The organism is Pseudomonas sp. P8_241 (assembly GCF_034008315.1).
GTDB lineage: Bacteria > Pseudomonadota > Gammaproteobacteria > Pseudomonadales > Pseudomonadaceae > Aquipseudomonas.
The window spans coordinates 4,021,528-4,038,169 of the sequence record NZ_CP125377.1 but is presented as its reverse complement, the minus strand read 5'-3'; the positions used below and the strand labels follow the sequence as shown (position 1 = coordinate 4,038,169).

The 16,642-nt window shown below is 59.6% G+C and carries 15 protein-coding genes; 13 read left to right on the top strand and 2 right to left on the bottom strand.

The window, feature by feature from the left end; genetic code table 11:
• Positions 1-5: 5 nt before the first annotated feature.
• The 13 genes from QMK58_RS18070 to QMK58_RS18010 all read left to right on the top strand — a co-directional run bounded on the left by QMK58_RS18070 (position 6) and on the right by QMK58_RS18010 (position 14,592).
• Positions 6-1,169, top strand: coding sequence for a phage tail sheath family protein (locus QMK58_RS18070; RefSeq protein ID WP_320395179.1), 1,164 nt, complete (start codon positions 6-8; stop codon positions 1,167-1,169).
• Positions 1,170-1,181: 12 nt separating this feature from the next.
• Positions 1,182-1,685: a phage major tail tube protein gene (locus QMK58_RS18065; RefSeq protein ID WP_159390087.1), complete on the top strand. Its 504-nt coding sequence runs from the start codon at positions 1,182-1,184 to the stop codon at positions 1,683-1,685.
• 11 nt (positions 1,686-1,696) lie between these two features.
• Positions 1,697-2,005, top strand: a complete 309-nt coding sequence (locus QMK58_RS18060) for a phage tail assembly protein (RefSeq protein WP_320395178.1) — start codon at positions 1,697-1,699, stop codon at positions 2,003-2,005.
• A gap of 143 nt (positions 2,006-2,148) precedes the next feature.
• Positions 2,149-4,500, top strand: coding sequence for a phage tail tape measure protein (locus QMK58_RS18055; RefSeq protein WP_320395177.1), 2,352 nt, complete (start codon positions 2,149-2,151; stop codon positions 4,498-4,500).
• A gap of 9 nt (positions 4,501-4,509) precedes the next feature.
• The gene (locus QMK58_RS18050; protein ID WP_320395176.1) at positions 4,510-5,367 is read left to right on the top strand and encodes a phage tail protein; all 858 of its coding nucleotides are present in this window, start codon (positions 4,510-4,512) and stop codon (positions 5,365-5,367) included.
• Entirely contained in the window at positions 5,342-5,548 is a 207-nt protein-coding gene (locus tag QMK58_RS18045; protein ID WP_104449514.1) for a tail protein X, read from the top strand. The genes QMK58_RS18050 and QMK58_RS18045 overlap by 26 nt, the downstream gene beginning before the upstream one ends.
• A gap of 80 nt (positions 5,549-5,628) precedes the next feature.
• The gene (locus tag QMK58_RS18040) at positions 5,629-6,663 is read left to right on the top strand and encodes a phage late control D family protein (protein ID WP_320395175.1); all 1,035 of its coding nucleotides are present in this window, start codon (positions 5,629-5,631) and stop codon (positions 6,661-6,663) included.
• 200 nt (positions 6,664-6,863) lie between these two features.
• On the top strand, positions 6,864-7,658 hold the full coding sequence (locus QMK58_RS18035; RefSeq protein WP_320395174.1) for a DNA adenine methylase: 795 nt from the start codon (positions 6,864-6,866) through the stop codon (positions 7,656-7,658).
• A gap of 259 nt (positions 7,659-7,917) precedes the next feature.
• A complete protein-coding gene (locus QMK58_RS18030; protein WP_320395173.1) occupies positions 7,918-8,256 on the top strand; it encodes a hypothetical protein in 339 nt (112 codons plus the stop codon).
• A 99-nt stretch (positions 8,257-8,355) separates the two neighbouring features.
• A complete protein-coding gene (locus tag QMK58_RS18025) occupies positions 8,356-9,612 on the top strand; it encodes a TolC family protein (RefSeq protein ID WP_320395172.1) in 1,257 nt (418 codons plus the stop codon).
• Positions 9,609-11,090 carry an efflux RND transporter periplasmic adaptor subunit gene (locus QMK58_RS18020; RefSeq protein ID WP_320395171.1) on the top strand — a complete coding sequence of 494 codons (1,482 nt, stop codon included), beginning with the start codon at positions 9,609-9,611 and terminating at the stop codon, positions 11,088-11,090. Before QMK58_RS18025 ends, QMK58_RS18020 begins: the two co-directional genes overlap by 4 nt.
• Positions 11,087-14,245: an efflux RND transporter permease subunit gene (locus QMK58_RS18015; RefSeq protein ID WP_320395170.1), complete on the top strand. Its 3,159-nt coding sequence runs from the start codon at positions 11,087-11,089 to the stop codon at positions 14,243-14,245. Before QMK58_RS18020 ends, QMK58_RS18015 begins: the two co-directional genes overlap by 4 nt.
• A complete protein-coding gene (locus tag QMK58_RS18010; protein ID WP_320395169.1) occupies positions 14,242-14,592 on the top strand; it encodes a copper-binding protein in 351 nt (116 codons plus the stop codon). Before QMK58_RS18015 ends, QMK58_RS18010 begins: the two co-directional genes overlap by 4 nt.
• Before the next feature lie 198 nt (positions 14,593-14,790).
• Here QMK58_RS18010 and QMK58_RS18005 read toward each other — a convergent pair whose 3' ends face one another.
• Positions 14,791-15,762, bottom strand: a complete 972-nt coding sequence (locus QMK58_RS18005; RefSeq protein WP_320395168.1) for a 2-hydroxyacid dehydrogenase — start codon at positions 15,760-15,762, stop codon at positions 14,791-14,793.
• An 80-nt stretch (positions 15,763-15,842) separates the two neighbouring features.
• Positions 15,843-16,613, bottom strand: a complete 771-nt coding sequence (locus tag QMK58_RS18000) for a class II aldolase/adducin family protein (RefSeq protein WP_320395167.1) — start codon at positions 16,611-16,613, stop codon at positions 15,843-15,845.
• Positions 16,614-16,642 lie beyond the last annotated feature (29 nt).

The following is a 16,642-nucleotide window of genomic DNA, read 5'->3' as shown; positions in this document are numbered from 1 at the left end:
ACACTATGAGTTTCTTTCACGGCGTCACCGTGACGCTGGTGGACACCGGGGCACGTCATATTGCCACTCCGTCCGCATCGATCATCGGCCTGTGCAACACCTTCACCGTGGGGCCACCGGCCGCCGCCGCGGCCAACGAACTGCTGCTGATTACTCGCGAAAGCGAAGCGGTTGCCGCCTGGGGCCCGGATGCGGCGATCACCCAGGACTGCAAGGCCATTTTCAAACGGGCCAAGGCCGTGATTGTTGCCGTCGGTGTGCCCGTCCTGGAGGACGAGGCGGAGCAACTGTCGGCCATCATCGGCGGGGTATGGGCCGACGGTAGCCGGACCGGCATGCAGGCGTTGCTCAACGGCAAAAGCCAATTCAACGCACAGCCGCGGCTGTTGGTGACGCCGCAGTACTCGGCGACGCTGGCGGTAGCCACCGAGCTGGTCGCGCTGGGCGACAAGATGCGCGCCATGGCCATCATTGACGGGCCGAACACCACCGACGAAGCGGCCATTGAGTATGCCGCCAACTTCGGCAGCAAGCATGCCTACATGGTCGATCCGGGGGTGCAGTTCTGGGACACCGGGACCAGTGCCACGATCAACGCGCCGGCTTCGGCCTGGACCGCCGGTTTGTTTGCCTGGACCGATGCCACTTACGGTTTCTGGGCTTCGCCGTCGAACAAGGAATTCGTCGGCATCACGGGCACCACGCGGCCGATTGAGTTTCTAGACGGCGATCCCTCTTGCCGGGCCAACCTGCTGAACAACGCCAACATTACCACGATCATTCGTGATGACGGCTACCGGCTGTGGGGCAACCGTACGCTGTCCAGCGACCCGAAATGGAAGTTCGTCACCCGTGTGCGCACGCTGGATATCGTCATGGACGCCATCCTCTACGCACACAAGTGGGCGGTGGACCGCTCGATCACCGCGACCTACGTCAAGGACGTGACCGAAGGCCTGCAGGCGTTCATGCGCGACCTGAAAAATCAGGGCGCGATCATTAACTTCGAGGTGTATGCCGACGAGGAGCTGAATACGTCCAGCGAACTCAGCGACGGCAAGGTGTACTGGAACATCCGTTTCACCGACGTGCCGCCGGCCGAAAACCCGAATTTCCGCGTGGAGGTGACCGATCAGTGGATCACTGAAGTGCTGGATACCGCTGCCTAAGGAGGCCGCTTTATGATTCCGGAAGTGCTCTACAACACCAATCTGTTCGTCGACGGCATCAGCCTGCAAGGCGATGTGCCGAGCCTGACCCTGCCCAAGCTGACCCTCAAAACCGACGAGTACAGAGCGGGTGGTATGGACGCCGCGGTGGAACTCGACATGGGTATGGAAAAGCTGGAAGCGAGCTTCCTCACCAATGGCGTGCGCCGCGAAGTGCTGAAGTTCTTTGGCCAGTCTGACCTGACCGGATTCAACGCCTCGTTCCGCGGCGCATTCAAAGGCCAGAAAGGCTCGGTCAAGTCGGTGGTCGCCACCCTGCGCGGCAGCCTCAAGGAAGTCGATCCGGGGGACTGGAAACCGGGTGAAAAAGGCGAGTTCAAGTACGCCGTCGCGGTGACCTATTACAAACTGGAGATCGACGGCAGCGTGATGTTTGAAATCGATCCCCTCAACTCGATCCGCGTCATCGACGGTGTCGACCAACTGGCCGCCGTGCGGTCTGCCCTGGGCATGTAAGGAGCCACACCATGAGCAATACAAAAGACAACGTCCTGCCCAAGTGGCTGCAACTGGGCGATGGTATTGCCACCATCATGTTATCCAAAGCGAGCCAGGCGAATGGCATTCAGGTCGACAAACTGACCCTGCGTGAACCGACAGTGCGCGAGATGCGCGCCGCCACGTTGCAGGGTGGGACCAACGAAGAAGAGCAGGAGATGGTCCTGTTTTGCAGTTTGGCGAGCATCGGCCGCGCAGATCTGGAGGGGCTGCTGATGCGGGATTACCGTCGTCTGCAGACCGCCTATTTTCGTGTGGGAGCAGATGACGGGGTTTAACCCCAAGCTGCAAAAAGCCCTGGCTAAACGTTTGGCCGTCGAGCTGAATTTTTCGGCGGCCGAGATTCAGGGGCTGTCGTTTTCCGAGATGGTCTGGTGGCTCACGGACTGAGCCCAACCCCCTTTGCAAACAGGTACCCTGCATGGCGAACAAACTCTCGCTCGGGCTGGTGATTGGCGGCGCCGTGGATTCATCCTTGGGCGCCGCCTTCAAAAACGTCAGCGGCGAAATGAAAAAGCTCGAGGCGCAAACCGTACGCGCCAAGGGCTTGCAGAAAGTCATCGGCGAGACCATGCGCCTGCGCGAGGAATGGAAAAAAGCCCATGACAGCGGCGCGGCCAATGCCGGCGCGCTGCTGAAAAAGCTCGAGGCCAACAACACCAGTCTGCGCAAGCAGGGTATTGAGGTGGGTCGCCTGCGTCAGGAGTATCTGGCGCTGGGCAAGGTGGTGCGCAGTGCCGAGTTCAAAGCGCAAGGCATGGCGCAGGTCCAAGAAGGGCAAGAGAGTCTGCGCAGCGGATTTGGCACGGCGGTGGCCGGCACCACCCTAGCGGCGGTGCCGACCAAAGTCAGCGCCGATTTTCAGGCGATTATTCGCGACATCGCGATCAAGTCCGGTACCGCCAACACCCAAGAGGAAGTGGACACTGTCCGCGACATCGTCCGAACCTCAAAAGACACCGGCATGGCCAACACCCAGGTGGCTGACCTGGTGAACCAACTGGTCGGTGGCGGTATGGACTTGGCAGAGGCGCTGAAGTACGCCCCGGTAGCCGCCAAGTTTGCAGTCGGGCAGGGCGCCTCGGGCACCGACACGGCGAAGATGATTCTGGCGATGCAGAACAACGCCAAGATCACCGACCCGCAAAAAATGGAACAGGCCTTGGCATCGGTGGCGTTACTGGGCCAGCAAGGCAGCTTCGAGGCGGCCGACATGGCCAAGTGGTTTCCGGAACTACTGGCGCAGATGGCCAGCAGCGGCATCACTGGGCAGGATGCGGTGACCCAGCTAGGCGCCATGTTGCAGGTGCAGATCAAGAGCGCCGGCAGTGCCGATGAGGCAGCGAACAACCTGAAAAACTGGATCGCGAAAATCGGTTCCGGGGAAACGGTGAAGGGTTATGCCGATGCCGGCATCGACTATCAGGGCTCGATGAATGCCGCCCTTGGCAAGGGGCTTTCGACCCTGGAAGCGAGCTTTGAACTGGCTCGTCAGTACGTGGCCAAGACCGACCCGAAAAAGGCTCAACAGCTGGAGCACGGGCTGACCCAGATCAGCCAGGAGACCGATCCGGCCAAGGCGCAAGTGATGGCCGACGCGCTGGCCGCGACCCTGCGTACGGGCGACGTGTTTGCCGACATGCAGGTGAAGACCGCGCTGATGGCGTACACCCAAAACAAAAAACTGTATGCCGAGCTGAAACGCGATGCGGTAAACCCCAACGGTCTGCGCAAGAACATTCTCGACAAAAACCTTAATGAACGGCGCGAAGCCTCGTCACAACGCTGGGCCGAAACCGGTCAGGCGTTCAACGATTCGCTGCGGGCCATCGGTGACGCCCTGCGACCGGCGACGGATGCACTGGCGACCGGGCTGGGTGGGGCGGCGCGGGGTTTGACCGCGTTGTCCGAGGAAACGCCCAAGGTAGTACTGGGGCTGGCTGCGGTGAGCGCCGGTGCCTTGCTCGCGGGCAAGGCCTGGGCGGCGTTGAAGATCGGCCGGGGGCTGATGAACATCGCCCGTGGTTCGGTCGACAGGTCCAACATCGTGCAGCGGGTGTTTGTAACCAACGCCGACGACGTCGGTAACGACATTCCGGATCACGGCAAAGAGCGGAAGAGAGGAAAGGGCAAGGGTGCCGCAAGTCGGGCCTCTCGCGGCACCCGCTTCCTGAAAGTGGGTGGGGCACTGGCGGCGGTCGGTGCCGGCGTGCAGGTGTTGGACACGTATCAGAACGCGACCACCCGTGACGAAAAGGCCGAAGGCTACGGCGAAGCGGCCGGTAGCCTGGCCGGTGGTCTGGCGGGTGCAGCGGCCGGTGCAGCTATCGGATCGGTCATTCCACTGATCGGCACCGCGATTGGCGGAATGATCGGTGGCGCGCTCGGCGCATGGGGCGGTGGTGACGTGGGCGCGACCCTGGGCAAGGCGTTGCTTGGCGGGCGGGACACGCCGGCCAAAGCGCCCATCGGCATCTTGCCCATGGCCGCCGGCCAAGGGGTGGGGGCGGTCGTGCGGTCGATGGAAAACACTCCAGCCGCGCCCGTGACGGCGGCGGCCTTGATGTCGACCACGGCAGCAAAGACACCCCAATGGCCGAAGGTCGATCAGCAATTCACCTTCGCCCCGGCCCCGGTTTTTCAGGTACATGGCGATGTGAAAGACCCGGCGCAGTTTGTTCAAGAAATGATGCCGTACCTGCGGCGCCAGTTTGACGACTTCGCCCGGGAAGCGCGTGACCGCCAGTTGTTTGATGCCCCTCATGTGGGCTAGGGAAAAGTGATGGCGGATGAAAAAAACTACCTGGAGCACCTGCAGGGCGGCCTGAAGTTTATGGTCGACGCCGGTGAAGCCGGCCGCACGGATATCGAGTCGATGACCGGGCCCATGAATGGCGCGCTCAATGAAATCAGCGGGGCAGCCGATGCACTGGAAGGTTTGCCGTTTCTCAGCGATGACCTCAGTGACAAGACCCGACGACTGCAAAGCGCAATCAACTCGGCGCAGGCCAAGCTCGGCAAGGTGTCCAGCTTCTACAACCAGACCCAGCGTGCGCTGGCACAGTTTGATGAGCACTTTTCCGCGCTGACCGAACAGATCGGCCGCTTTGGCGCGGCCTTCAACAAAGTCGCCGGAAAGGCCAATGCCGCGTTGGGCAACATCTTCCCCACCGAATGGTTTGCTGGCGACATGACGCCGATCCCCGATGCGGTGAAGCCGTTTCCGCACCTGCTGATTCTCTATCCGCTCAAGGCCAATGAGCGGCCGTATTACTTCAACCTGGACACCGCGGCGTTTGACGAGCTGCGGCGGCAGACCGCGTTTCGCTGGGCCGCACAGGAGCGTTTGACCCGGCGCCCGGCGCAGCAGGCCGTGGGGCTGGGGGAGGAGAAAATCACCCTCAAGGGCGCGATCTACCCGAGCTTCAAAGGCGGACTCAAACAGCTGGATAGGCTGCGCAGCATTGGTGCCAAGTTGTTGCCGCTGAACCTCACCACCGGTTATGGCGAGGTCTTGGGCAACTGGGTGTTGACCAATATCGAAGAAGAGCAAACCGCTTTGCTGCCCGGGGCGATCCCGCGCAAGCAGGGCTTTTCATTGGAGTTTGTGCGTTATGGCGATGACCTGCAGAACGGCTGATGGGGACTTGCTTGACACCCTGTGCCACCACTATTACGGCCACCTGAACCGCAGCGTCGAGGCGGTGCTGGCGGCCAATCAGGGGTTGGCGGATGAGCCACAGCCATTCCGGGCCGGCGTGCTGATCACGCTGCCGGACCTGGTGGTCGAGCCGGACAGCGTCATTTCGTTGTGGGATTGATGAACTACACTGGTGTCGCTCATCGTTTAATACTCCTTACTTTCTTGCCCGCCTCGTGCGGGTTTTTTTTGGAAAAATCCATGACACCTAATTTTCGTATCGTGGCCGACGGTGCCGACATCACCAATCTAATCAATGATCGTCTGGTGTCGCTGCAACTGTCTGATCGGCCCGGCATGGCCTCAGATTCCTTTGAGCTGCGCATCGATGACCGCGACGGCGCGGTGTCGCTGCCAGTGCGTGGCGCGAGCATCGAGGTCCATTTGGGGTATGCCGGCGCCGACCTGACCCGCATGGGCCGATACACCGTGGACGAAGTGGCCGTCTCCGGCCCACCGGACACCTTGGTGATCAGCGGCAAGGCCAGCGACATGCGCGGCAGCGGCAAAACTACGCGCAGCGGCAGTTGGGAGGACGTCAGTCTGGCGCAGATCGTCGGCGATGTCGCGGCGCGCAATGGCTGGCAGCCGTCGTGCCCGGTCGATACCTGGATACCGCGCATGGATCAGCTCAATGAATCCGACTTCAACTTCATCACCCGCGTGGCCAAGAAACACGACTGTACCGCCAAGGTGGCCGACGGCAAGCTGCTGGTCCTGCCGCGACAGGGCGGGCAGAGCTCCAGTGGCAAGGCCTTGGCTGTAGTCACCTTGCAACGCAATGACGTGACGCGCTGGCAGTTTCGCTTCAGCGACCGCAGCACCCATCAGGGAGTCAGTACCCAGTACCAGGACCCAGCCAGCGGCGAACTAGTGATCTCGCACCTGGACAATCCAAACGTGCCCGAGGGCTTGCCGCCGGTGCACACCGACCGCCATCTCTACCCAGACCGTACGGCGGCGGACGAGGCGGCCAAGGCGCGCCTAGCCGCGTTCAACCGATCCACCGCCTCGGTGCGCCTCGACTTGCCGGGCCGGACCGACCTGTTTGCCGAATGCATGATTCAGGCGCAAGGCTTCAAGCGCGGGCTGGATGGCGAGTACTTGGTGGAGTCGGTAGATCACACCTTCACCCCTTCCGGATGGACGGTGTCGGTGGAGTGTAATGGCGGCAAGGAGGGCAAGGCCAAGGCCTCCGGCAAACCACAGAAAGTGGTACTTGAAGTGGCCGATTGATCGCCCGGGCGCGCAAGTCGTTCCGAGTCAGCGTTTCAAAAATAAAAGTAAATGGAGCGGTCAGGCTGGATGCGTCAACATCCAGACTGGCCACCGTCCCCGCAGATTGACCCTGCAAGTCCCGCCAAGGCTCCTGCTCTGTGCACAAAGCACAGCGAGCCTAGCACCTGTTTATTTATACAGTAAAGGTCTTGCTATCCATGTCTACACCTATCATCCCTTGGATGGGCGGCAAACGCCGCCTGGCCGATCGCCTCATTCCGCTGTTTCCACCCCATGAATGCTACGTCGAAGTCTTTGCCGGCGGTGCCGCGCTCTACTTCATGCGGCCTCAGGCAGCGCCAGTGGAAGTGCTCAACGACATCAATGGCGACTTGGTGACCCTGTACCGCGTGGTGCAGAACCATCTCGAAGAGTTCGTGCGGCAATTCAAATGGGCGCTCAGCTCACGGCAGGTGTTCGAGTGGCAGAAGATGACCCGCGTCGAAACCCTCACCGATATCCAGCGCGCCGCCCGATTTTTCTACCTTCAGCACCATGCCTTCGCGGGCAAGGTGTCCGGGCAGACCTTCGGCACTGCGACCACCACCCCGTCGATCAACCTGCTGCGCATCGAAGAAAACCTTTCAGCTGCCTGGCAACGCCTGTCCGGCACCTACGTCGAGAACCTGCCTTGGCTGGAGTGCGCCGAGCGCTACGACCGGCCGCATACCTTCCACTACATGGATCCGCCGTACTGGCAAACCGCCGGGTATGGGGTGGATTTTCCGTTCGAAAACTATGAGCGCATGGCCGACTTCATGCGGCGGTGCAAGGGCAGGGTGATGGTCAGCATCAATGATCACCCGGACATTCGCCGGGTGTTTGAAGGCTTTCATGTTGAGACGTTGGACATCCGCTATACCACGACCAACCAGCGGCAAGGCAAAGCTGAAGTCAGTGGTGAACTAGTGATCATGAACTGGGAGCCAGCGGCGTTGGGAGGACTATTTTGATGTGACAGCCTAGATCGATTGCTGTCCTTCGTGACGGGCAGAAATCGACCCTTTGCGGACATTTGATAATGCCCCTTCGACTGCGCACTGTTGAAGGTTCGCCGTAATACGTCAGGAGATAGTGAACTGGCTGACCAAGTAATGTTGGCTTAATACTGAAGCGCTTATATCACGCGCAATCAGCGCCTTGCGGAAGGCAGCTACAAGCGTGTGCTCAATTGATTGTTAGTGCCATTTCTGACGACTACACTCCAACCCCATGAAACGCTATCTGCGGTTTTTCCTCATCTTCGTGATTAGCTTGGCGCTTCCCCTCAGCGGGATGGCGGGCGTTCAGGCACCGGAACCGTGCCCGATGAAGACGATGGGCATGGCGATGATGGATGACATGGGCATGGACTGCTGCAACGACATGAAGAGCCCGACCGAGCACGGCAAACCCTGCAAGCCAGGTCAGGAATGCAAGACAGGCGGTATGCTGCAAGTCTCGATCCTCAAACCTCCTGTTACCTTGTTCAGCCCCATAGTGCTTCCCTTTTCCAGCGATTTCGTACCTGTGCCCACCTCGCCCGGGGTATGGCGACCGCCTCGCGTCTGATTCCTGTCCCAAATTGAGCCTCATCCCGTTTTAGCGGGATGGCATAGCTGTGCGCATGTCTTTTGACGCGTGCAGTGGATCATCACAGGAATCGTAAACATGAACTCCAAGTGCTATTGCACAGGTTGGTCCCTCGTGGCCGGCCTAGCGGCAAGCGTACTGGCATTGCCGAGCTTCGCTGCCGCATTGACACTCGACGAAGCATTGCGGCTGGCCGAAAACAACGCGCCGTCGCTGGCTGCACAGGATGCAAAAATACAGGCCGCCAGCAGCGCGGCTATTCCAGCGGGTGAATTACCTGACCCCAAGTTGCTGGCCGGTGTACAGAACTACCCCATCGGCGGCCCGGACCGCTGGAGCATCAACGACGACTTCATGACTATGCAAATGGTCGGGGTCAGGCAGGAAATGCCCAACAGTGACAAGCGCAAGGCCCGTATCGAGGTCGCCAACTCCGCCGTTGATCGCGCTGCCGCCGAGCGTCGGGTCGAACGCCTGAACGTGCGCCAATCCACAGCGTTGGCCTGGATCAGCAGCTATTCGGTTGAACGCAAAGACGCGCTGTTCCAGGACTTCTACAAGGAAAACCGGCTGCTGACTGATACCGTCCGGGCGCAGATTGCCGGCGGTCGCGCTCAACCTGCCGACGCTGTAACACCCAAACAGGAAGCGGCTCAACTGGCAGAGCAGCAGGACGATTTGATTCGCCAGCGTGCTCAAGCGCGCGCGGCGCTCAAACGCTGGATTGGGTCTGCCGCCAACGAAAAGCCTGTGGGCAGCTTGCCGCAATGGCCGGTCGATACCTCGAACGTCTCCCATAAGCTACAACACCACCCCGAGTTGGCCGCGTATGGGCCGATGACCCTTGAAGCGCAAGCCAAGGTCCGGGAGGCAGAGGCGGAGAAGAAGTCAGACTGGAGTTGGGAGCTTGATTATCAGCATCGCGACCGTCAGTTCGGCGACATGGTCAGCGTGCAATTTTCCTGGGACCTGCCGCTGTTTCCTGACTCACGCCAAAACCCGAAAATCGCGGCCAAGAAGGCTGAACTCAGTCAGCTTGAGGCCGAGCGCGAAGCCTTGTCACGCGAGCATACCCAGCAACTGGAGAGTGAACTGGCTGACTATGACAGCCTGAATCGTGCGGTCCAGCGCAATGAGCAAAGCCTGGTGCCACTGGCCAGGGAAAAGGTCGAACTCAGCATGGCCAGCTACCGTGCTGGCAAAGGGGATTTGAATGCCGTTGTCGCCGCAAGGCGTGAACTCATTGAGGCTCGCCTCAAACAAGTCGACGTGGAGGAACAGCGAGCGCTGACCCGTGCGCGACTTTATTTTGCTTATGGGGAGTCCAGCCAATGAACCTCAAATGGAGCGGAGCATTGCTGGCGGGTGTTTCAATGGTATTGGGAGTTGCCGGTGGCTATTGGTTTGCTCACCAACGCATAAGCGGTGTGCCCGGTACTGCCTCTGAGCAAAGCCAGAATACACCGGACGAACGCAAGGCACTGTATTGGTATGACCCGATGTACCCGCAGCAAAAATTCGATAAGCCTGGCAAATCGCCCTTCATGGACATGCAGCTGGTCCCTCAATACGCCAGTGGAGGTAGCGATCATGCCACGGTCAGCATCGATCCAGGTCTGACGCAGAATCTTGGTCTGCGATTTGCGACGGTCAGCCGTGGGGTCTTTGAATCCAGCCTCAACGTAACCGGTGTCCTGGCCTTCAACGAACGCGATGTCGCCGTAATACAGGCCCGCACCCCAGGCTTCGTGGAGCGGGTCTATGCCCATGCCCCCGGTGATTTGCTTAAAGCCAACGCGGCGTTGGCGGATATTCTGGTGCCAGAGTGGGCGGCCGCACAGACAGAGTTCCTTGCCCTCAAGCGCAATGGTGATGCTGACTTGATAGCGGCGGCCCGCGAACGACTTCGGCTCACAGGCATGCCGGCAGCACTGATCGCTCAGGTAGAGCGTGGCGGCAAGGTTCAGCCTTACCTGACACTGACCAGCCCTATCGGTGGTGTGATACAGGAGTTGAACATCCGCGCGGGAATGACCGTCGCCGCAGGCGAGACGCTAGCGCGTGTCAATGGTTTGAGCCGTGTCTGGCTGGCGGTGGCCGTTCCAGAGTCAGAAGCTGGCTCCATCACCGTGGGGCAAACGGTTGAAGCACAATTACCAGCCTTCCCAGGAACAAAGGTCAACGGCAAGGTCAGTGCGATTCTGCCGGAAACCAACCTGGATAGCCGCACCCTGCGGGTGCGGGTGGAACTGCCCAACCCGGACGGACGCCTCAGGCCCGGTTTGACCGCGCAAGTACGTTTGAACCGTTCAACCGAGCAAAGTGTGTTGTGGGTACCGAGCGAGGCCGTCATTCGCACCGGCCGACGTGCCTTGGTGATGTTGGCCGAAGACGCGGGCCGCTTTCGCCCCGTGGAAGTGCAGATCGGCCAGGAAAGCGATGGCAAGACGGCCATCGTCAACGGTCTGGATGAAGGCCAGAAAGTGGTCACGTCGGGTCAGTTTCTGCTCGACTCGGAGGCCAGTCTCAAGGGGATCGTGGCCGGTTCAGTGCAAGAGTCGCCTCTCAACACAGCTACCTCCGGTTTGCATGAAGCTGACGGGCAGATCGTCGAGATCGACGATAAAGAAGTCACGCTCGCCCATGGTCCCTTCAAGACGCTGGGCATGCCTGGCATGACGATGACGTTTCCACTTGCTAGCCCGGCGCTGAAACAAGGCCTCAAGGCGGGGGACAAGGTCAAAGTCGCTGTGAGCCAGACCGACGATGGTCTTCGGGTCGAACGCCTAGATAAATCGGGAGGTCAGCCATGATCGCTGCCCTCATTCGCTGGTCAGTGGCCAACCGGTTCCTGGTGCTGCTGGCGACTTTGTTCGTCACGGCGTGGGGCATCTGGTCGGTACAGAGCACGCCCATTGATGCGCTGCCGGACCTCTCTGACGTGCAAGTCATCATCCGTACGCCATTTCCGGGACAAGCCCCGCAAATCGTCGAGAACCAGGTGACCTACCCGTTGGCCACCACCATGCTTTCAGTGCCGGGTGCCAAAACAGTGCGTGGTTACTCGTTTTTTGGCGACAGCTTTGTGTATGTGCTGTTCGAGGACGGGACCGACCTGTACTGGGCCCGTTCACGGGTTCTGGAATACTTGAGTCAGATACAAAGCCGCTTGCCGGCGAGTGCCAAACCAGCGTTGGGGCCGGATGCGACGGGGGTAGGCTGGATTTACCAGTACGCACTGGTGGATCGCACGGGTGGGCACGATCTGGCACAACTGCGCGCGCTTCAGGACTGGTTCCTCAAGTTCGAACTCAAGACCCTGCCCAATGTTGCGGAGGTCGCTACGGTCGGTGGCATGGTCAAGCAGTATCAGGTGCAGCTTGATCCGCTCAAGCTGGCCAGCCTCGGTATCACTCAGGCCGAGGTATCCGAGGCGATTGGCAAGGCCAACCAGGAAACTGGTGGTGCCGTGCTTGAGATGGCTGAGACCGAGTTCATCGTGCGCGCTTCCGGCTACCTGAAGTCGCTCAATGACTTTCGGGCGATCCCGCTCAAGCTCGGTGCGGGCGGCGTACCCGTGACCCTGGGCGATGTCGCGACGATCCAGTTGGGCCCGGAAATGCGCCGTGGCATCAGCGAACTTGACGGCGAAGGGGAGACTGTCGGCGGCGTGGTAATTTTGCGCAGCGGCAAGAATGCTCGCGAAACCATTGCGGCGGTCAAGAGCAAACTCGATGAACTGAAAAGCAGTCTGCCGGCGGGCGTGGAAATTGTCACCACCTACGACCGCAGTAAGCTGATCGACCGCGCGGTGGAAAACCTCAGCCACAAGCTGCTCGAAGAGTTCATCGTCGTTGCGCTGGTCTGCGGGATTTTTCTCTGGCACTTGCGCTCATCCCTGGTGGCGATCATTTCGTTGCCGGTCGGGGTGCTGATGGCCTTCATCGTCATGCGATACCAGGGCATCAACGCCAACATCATGTCCTTGGGCGGGATCGCTATCGCCATCGGTGCCATGGTCGATGCCGCGGTGGTGATGATCGAGAACGCCCACAAGAAAATCGAGGCGTGGCACACGGCCAATCCTGGAGAGGAATTGAAGGGTGAACGGCATTGGAATGTGGTGACCGAAGCGGCGGCAGAGGTCGGCCCCGCGCTGTTCTTTTGTCTGTTAATCATCACGTTGTCATTCATTCCGGTGTTCACGCTGGAGGCTCAGGAGGGCAGGCTGTTCGGGCCGTTGGCGTTTACCAAGACCTATGCCATGGCCGCAGCGGCGGGGTTGTCGGTCACGTTGGTGCCGGTGCTGATGGGCTACTGGATTCGGGGGCGAATTCCGGGTGAGCAACAGAACCCGTTGAACCGTTGGTTGATTCGGATCTACCAACCCGCCCTGAATGCGGTGCTGCGTCGTCCCAGAGTCACTCTTCTGGTGGCGCTCTTGGTGTTTGTCAGTGCGCTGTGGCCAATGTCTCGTTTGGGTGGAGAGTTTCTTCCGCCACTGGACGAGGGTGATCTGCTCTATATGCCATCTGCCCTGCCGGGGCTGTCGGCGCAGAAAGCCGCGCAACTGCTGCAACAGACGGATCGCTTGATCAAGACAGTGCCTGAGGTTGAGCACGTCTTTGGTAAGGCCGGCCGTGCTGAGACCGCCACCGACCCGGCACCGTTGGAAATGTTTGAAACCACCATTCAGTTCAAGCCCCATGAGCAATGGCGTCCGGGCATGACCCAGGAAAAATTGGTGGAGGAACTGGACCGCGTGGTGCGTGTACCCGGCCTGACCAACATCTGGATACCGCCGATTCGTAACCGCATCGATATGCTGGCGACGGGTATCAAGAGTCCAATCGGCGTGAAGGTTGCCGGCACCAACCTGACGGAAATTGATGCGGTCACCCAGGCGGTCGAGCGAGTGGCCAAAGACGTGCCCGGTGTCAGTTCGGCTTTGGCCGAGCGCCTGACCGGTGGTCGCTATATCGACGTGGATATCGACCGTAAGGCAGCGGCCCGCTATGGCATGAATATCGCCGATGTGCAGTCCATCGTGGCTGGCGCTATCGGTGGTGAAAATGTCGGGGAGACCATTGAAGGGCTTGCACGTTTTCCGATCAACGTACGTTATCCGCGTGAATGGCGCGACTCGCCGGGTGCCCTGGAGCAATTGCCCGTCTATACCTCGTCAGGCAGCCAGATCACCCTTGGCACTGTGGCGAAGATTAGGATCACCGACGGTCCGCCGATGCTCAAGAGCGAGAACGCACGGCCTTCAGGTTGGGTGTACATCGATGTGCGAGGCAGGGACATTGCTTCGGTGGTCGCCGATCTGCGTCGGGCCGTCAATGAGCAGGTCAAGTTGCAACCCGGCATGAGCCTGAGCTACTCGGGGCAGTTCGAGTTTCTCGAAAGGGCCAACGCACGCCTCAAACTGGTGGTGCCGGCCACGCTGTTGATCATCTTCGTGCTGCTCTACCTGACGTTCGCCCGCTTTGATGAGGCCATGTTGATCATGGCCACGCTGCCATTTGCACTGACTGGAGGGGCATGGTTCCTCTACCTGCTGGGGTTCAACTTGTCGGTGGCTACCGGGGTCGGCTTTATCGCGTTGGCCGGTGTCTCTGCGGAGTTTGGCGTGATCATGCTGCTCTACCTGAAGAATGCCTGGGCCGAACGTGAAGACCTTGGCGACAGCTCTGAACGCGGACTGGTTGCGGCGATTCGTGAAGGCGCTGTGCAGCGGGTGCGCCCCAAGGCCATGACGGTGGCCGTCATCATTGCCGGCCTGCTACCCATCCTGTTAGGCAGCGGTACGGGTAGCGAAGTGATGAGCCGCATCGCCGCACCCATGGTCGGCGGTATGGTCACGGCGCCCTTGCTTTCCCTGTTTGTCATCCCGGCGGCCTATCGCTTGATGCGCCGTCGAAATCTCCCAATAGAACCCGTCACCCTGGAAGGAAAAATCGCATGAAATTGACCCTTATTGCAGTTGCCGGCACTGCCCTTGTGTTCTCTCTTGTTACCCGAGCGGAGGACATGCAGGGAATGAAAATGGACGATATGGAAGGCATGGAAATGAAGCAGGAATCGAAGCAAACGCCTGTCGCCAGTGCCGAGGGCACGATCAAGGCTATTGATCCCGCAAAACATACGGTAACCCTCGCTCACGGCGCCGTTCCAGCGGTGCAATGGCCACCGATGACCATGGCGTTTTCCGTGGCAGAAAATCAGTTGGCAGGGTTGAAGGTTGGAGACCGCGTATCGTTTTCCTTCCGACTAGAGGGTGGAAAAGGAACGATTGTTTCCATCAAAAAATGAAACATTGATGTAATACGTAGTCGGCACGCATCGCCGTGCCGGCTTTAACCATTTTCACAATAATCAGCACTTCGCAGACGAAGCGTGAATGGCTGCTTCTGGCCGTTTTCTGCCTGTCACGATGGGCAGAAATCGACCCAAGGCTGCCCATCGCGAAAGGCAGAAAACGGCCAAAAGCAGTCAGTCAGAATGACCGCTTCAAGGTAGAACTTCGCTGCAAGTTCTACCTATGGCCGTCAACTGCACTTCACTCAATAAAGGTTCCCCCGCGAAATGAGCCGCCAAGTTATCGAGCGTCAGATCCAGCATCGCCTGAACTGTCGCTTGAGTAGAACTGGCCATATGTGGTGTCAGCACCACGTTGGGCAACGCCAGCAATGCCTGCGACACATTCGGCTCATTGCAAAATACATCTAGTCCCGCCGCGAGAATCTTGCGGGTGCGCAAGGCCTCGATAAGGTCATCTTCGTTGACGACAGATCCGCGCGCGATATTGATCAATACACCGCAGTGGCCAAGCTCTGCCAGCACGGCCGCATTAATCATGCCGTGCGTATCAGGGCCACCACTCGCGCACACCACCAGATAATCGACACTCGCTGCCAGTGCTTGCACATCATTGCACCAGCGATAGGGCACATCAGCTTTTGGCGTGCGTCCCGTATAGGCAATGCTCATCCCGAACGCCTGGGCTCGTAAAGCCACTGCCCTGCCAATGCGGCCCAGACCGACGATGCCCATGCGCCCACCGAATACTCGCCCGGTCATAGGGTGACGGCCAACGGCCCATTCACCTCGTCGCACGAATCCGTCGGCGTTTAGAATTTGTCGTGCGGTGCACAGCAACAGCGCGATGGCGAAATCTGCAATGTCTTCGGTGGACACCTCAGGGGTATGGGTGACACAGACGTTGTGCACGCGCGCGGCTTCCAGATCGATACCGTCGTAACCGACACCCAACACCGAGATGATCTCGAGCGCAGGCAGACGGGCGATCAATACACCGGACACGCTGGATTCGGCAGTTGCAACGATACCTCGCACGGTAGGAGCCAGTTCCATGAGTCGCTTGTCATCGAGCAGCGAATAAGAGTGACAATCGAAATGCTCGCGTAAGCGGGTGATGAAACTATCGGGCAAGCGGGAAAGAAGTAACAAAGTGGGCTTCATCGCGTGGTCAAGTCTCAGCAAAGTATTAAGTAATAGCGGCGTGCGCGCCTGCCATGCCGCCGCGAAAAATGGGAGAGGTTCTACTCAAGAACGGCTGGATCGCGCCGGATTTCCTCGCGAGCCATGGCTTCCCACAGGAATGGAAACCCATTTGCATCGGTGCGTTGTCCGGTGGCCAGCGCGACGCTGGCGGGTAGCGGTGGGCCACCGCCGAGTGCTTCGACATGCCAGGCCAGACGGCTGCGCCACTCCAGTGTGATAGCGCGTAAGTGTGCCTGGCGAATACCGTTGGCTACGACCAGCACGCCATGGTTGGCTAGCAATGCCCATTTTTGCTTACCGAGAGCGTCCACGACGGCGCGGCCTCGTTCCGTGTCTTCTACAGTGCCCTGATACTCGTCATAGAGCACCGGGTCAGTGTCAACCAATGCGGACGTTTGGTCATAGATCGGTGGAGTACGCCCAGCCGCCGACCACACTGATCCCCACTGCGGATGGTTGTGGATCACCACACCAACGTCATGCCGGGCGCTATGTACATCAATGTGCAGATTGATCGCCGGGGTTATGTTCCACTCACCCTCGGTCACCTTGCCGTTCGGATCGAGGCGCACGATATCGGAGGCGGTCACTTCACCCCAAGTGAGTTCCCAAGGGTTAGCCAGGTAAGTGCCGTCGTCCTGGCGTACAGTGATGTGACCAGCAATGTGGTCGTTATAACCCTCGCGATACAACACACGACACAGCAATGCTACGGTCTGGCGTGGAGTCAATTCGGGCAGCAGCGCATATCGACCTGGCCTGGGAGCGTAGCGGGCCAGCAGTTCCTTGTTTAGCGAGTCCTTCAACATAGTTCTTTCCTCTGGAGCGACTGTCACAA

Bases quoted from the DNA above. Each gene is read 5' to 3' on its own strand.
- QMK58_RS18000 (WP_320395167.1), bottom strand. From the start codon at position 16,613: ATGTTGAAGGACTCGCTAAACAAGGAACTGCTGGCCCGCTACGCTCCC.
- QMK58_RS18015 (WP_320395170.1), top strand. From the start codon at position 11,087: ATGATCGCTGCCCTCATTCGCTGGTCAGTGGCCAACCGGTTCCTGGTG.
- QMK58_RS18040 (WP_320395175.1), top strand. From the start codon at position 5,629: ATGACACCTAATTTTCGTATCGTGGCCGACGGTGCCGACATCACCAAT.
- QMK58_RS18055 (WP_320395177.1), top strand. From the start codon at position 2,149: ATGGCGAACAAACTCTCGCTCGGGCTGGTGATTGGCGGCGCCGTGGAT.
- QMK58_RS18060 (WP_320395178.1), top strand. From the start codon at position 1,697: ATGAGCAATACAAAAGACAACGTCCTGCCCAAGTGGCTGCAACTGGGC.
- QMK58_RS18065 (WP_159390087.1), top strand. From the start codon at position 1,182: ATGATTCCGGAAGTGCTCTACAACACCAATCTGTTCGTCGACGGCATC.
- QMK58_RS18010 (WP_320395169.1), top strand. From the start codon at position 14,242: ATGAAATTGACCCTTATTGCAGTTGCCGGCACTGCCCTTGTGTTCTCT.
- QMK58_RS18020 (WP_320395171.1), top strand. From the start codon at position 9,609: ATGAACCTCAAATGGAGCGGAGCATTGCTGGCGGGTGTTTCAATGGTA.
- QMK58_RS18035 (WP_320395174.1), top strand. From the start codon at position 6,864: ATGTCTACACCTATCATCCCTTGGATGGGCGGCAAACGCCGCCTGGCC.
- QMK58_RS18030 (WP_320395173.1), top strand. From the start codon at position 7,918: ATGAAACGCTATCTGCGGTTTTTCCTCATCTTCGTGATTAGCTTGGCG.
- QMK58_RS18070 (WP_320395179.1), top strand. From the start codon at position 6: ATGAGTTTCTTTCACGGCGTCACCGTGACGCTGGTGGACACCGGGGCA.
- QMK58_RS18050 (WP_320395176.1), top strand. From the start codon at position 4,510: ATGGCGGATGAAAAAAACTACCTGGAGCACCTGCAGGGCGGCCTGAAG.
- QMK58_RS18025 (WP_320395172.1), top strand. From the start codon at position 8,356: ATGAACTCCAAGTGCTATTGCACAGGTTGGTCCCTCGTGGCCGGCCTA.
- QMK58_RS18005 (WP_320395168.1), bottom strand. From the start codon at position 15,762: ATGAAGCCCACTTTGTTACTTCTTTCCCGCTTGCCCGATAGTTTCATC.
- QMK58_RS18045 (WP_104449514.1), top strand. From the start codon at position 5,342: ATGGCGATGACCTGCAGAACGGCTGATGGGGACTTGCTTGACACCCTG.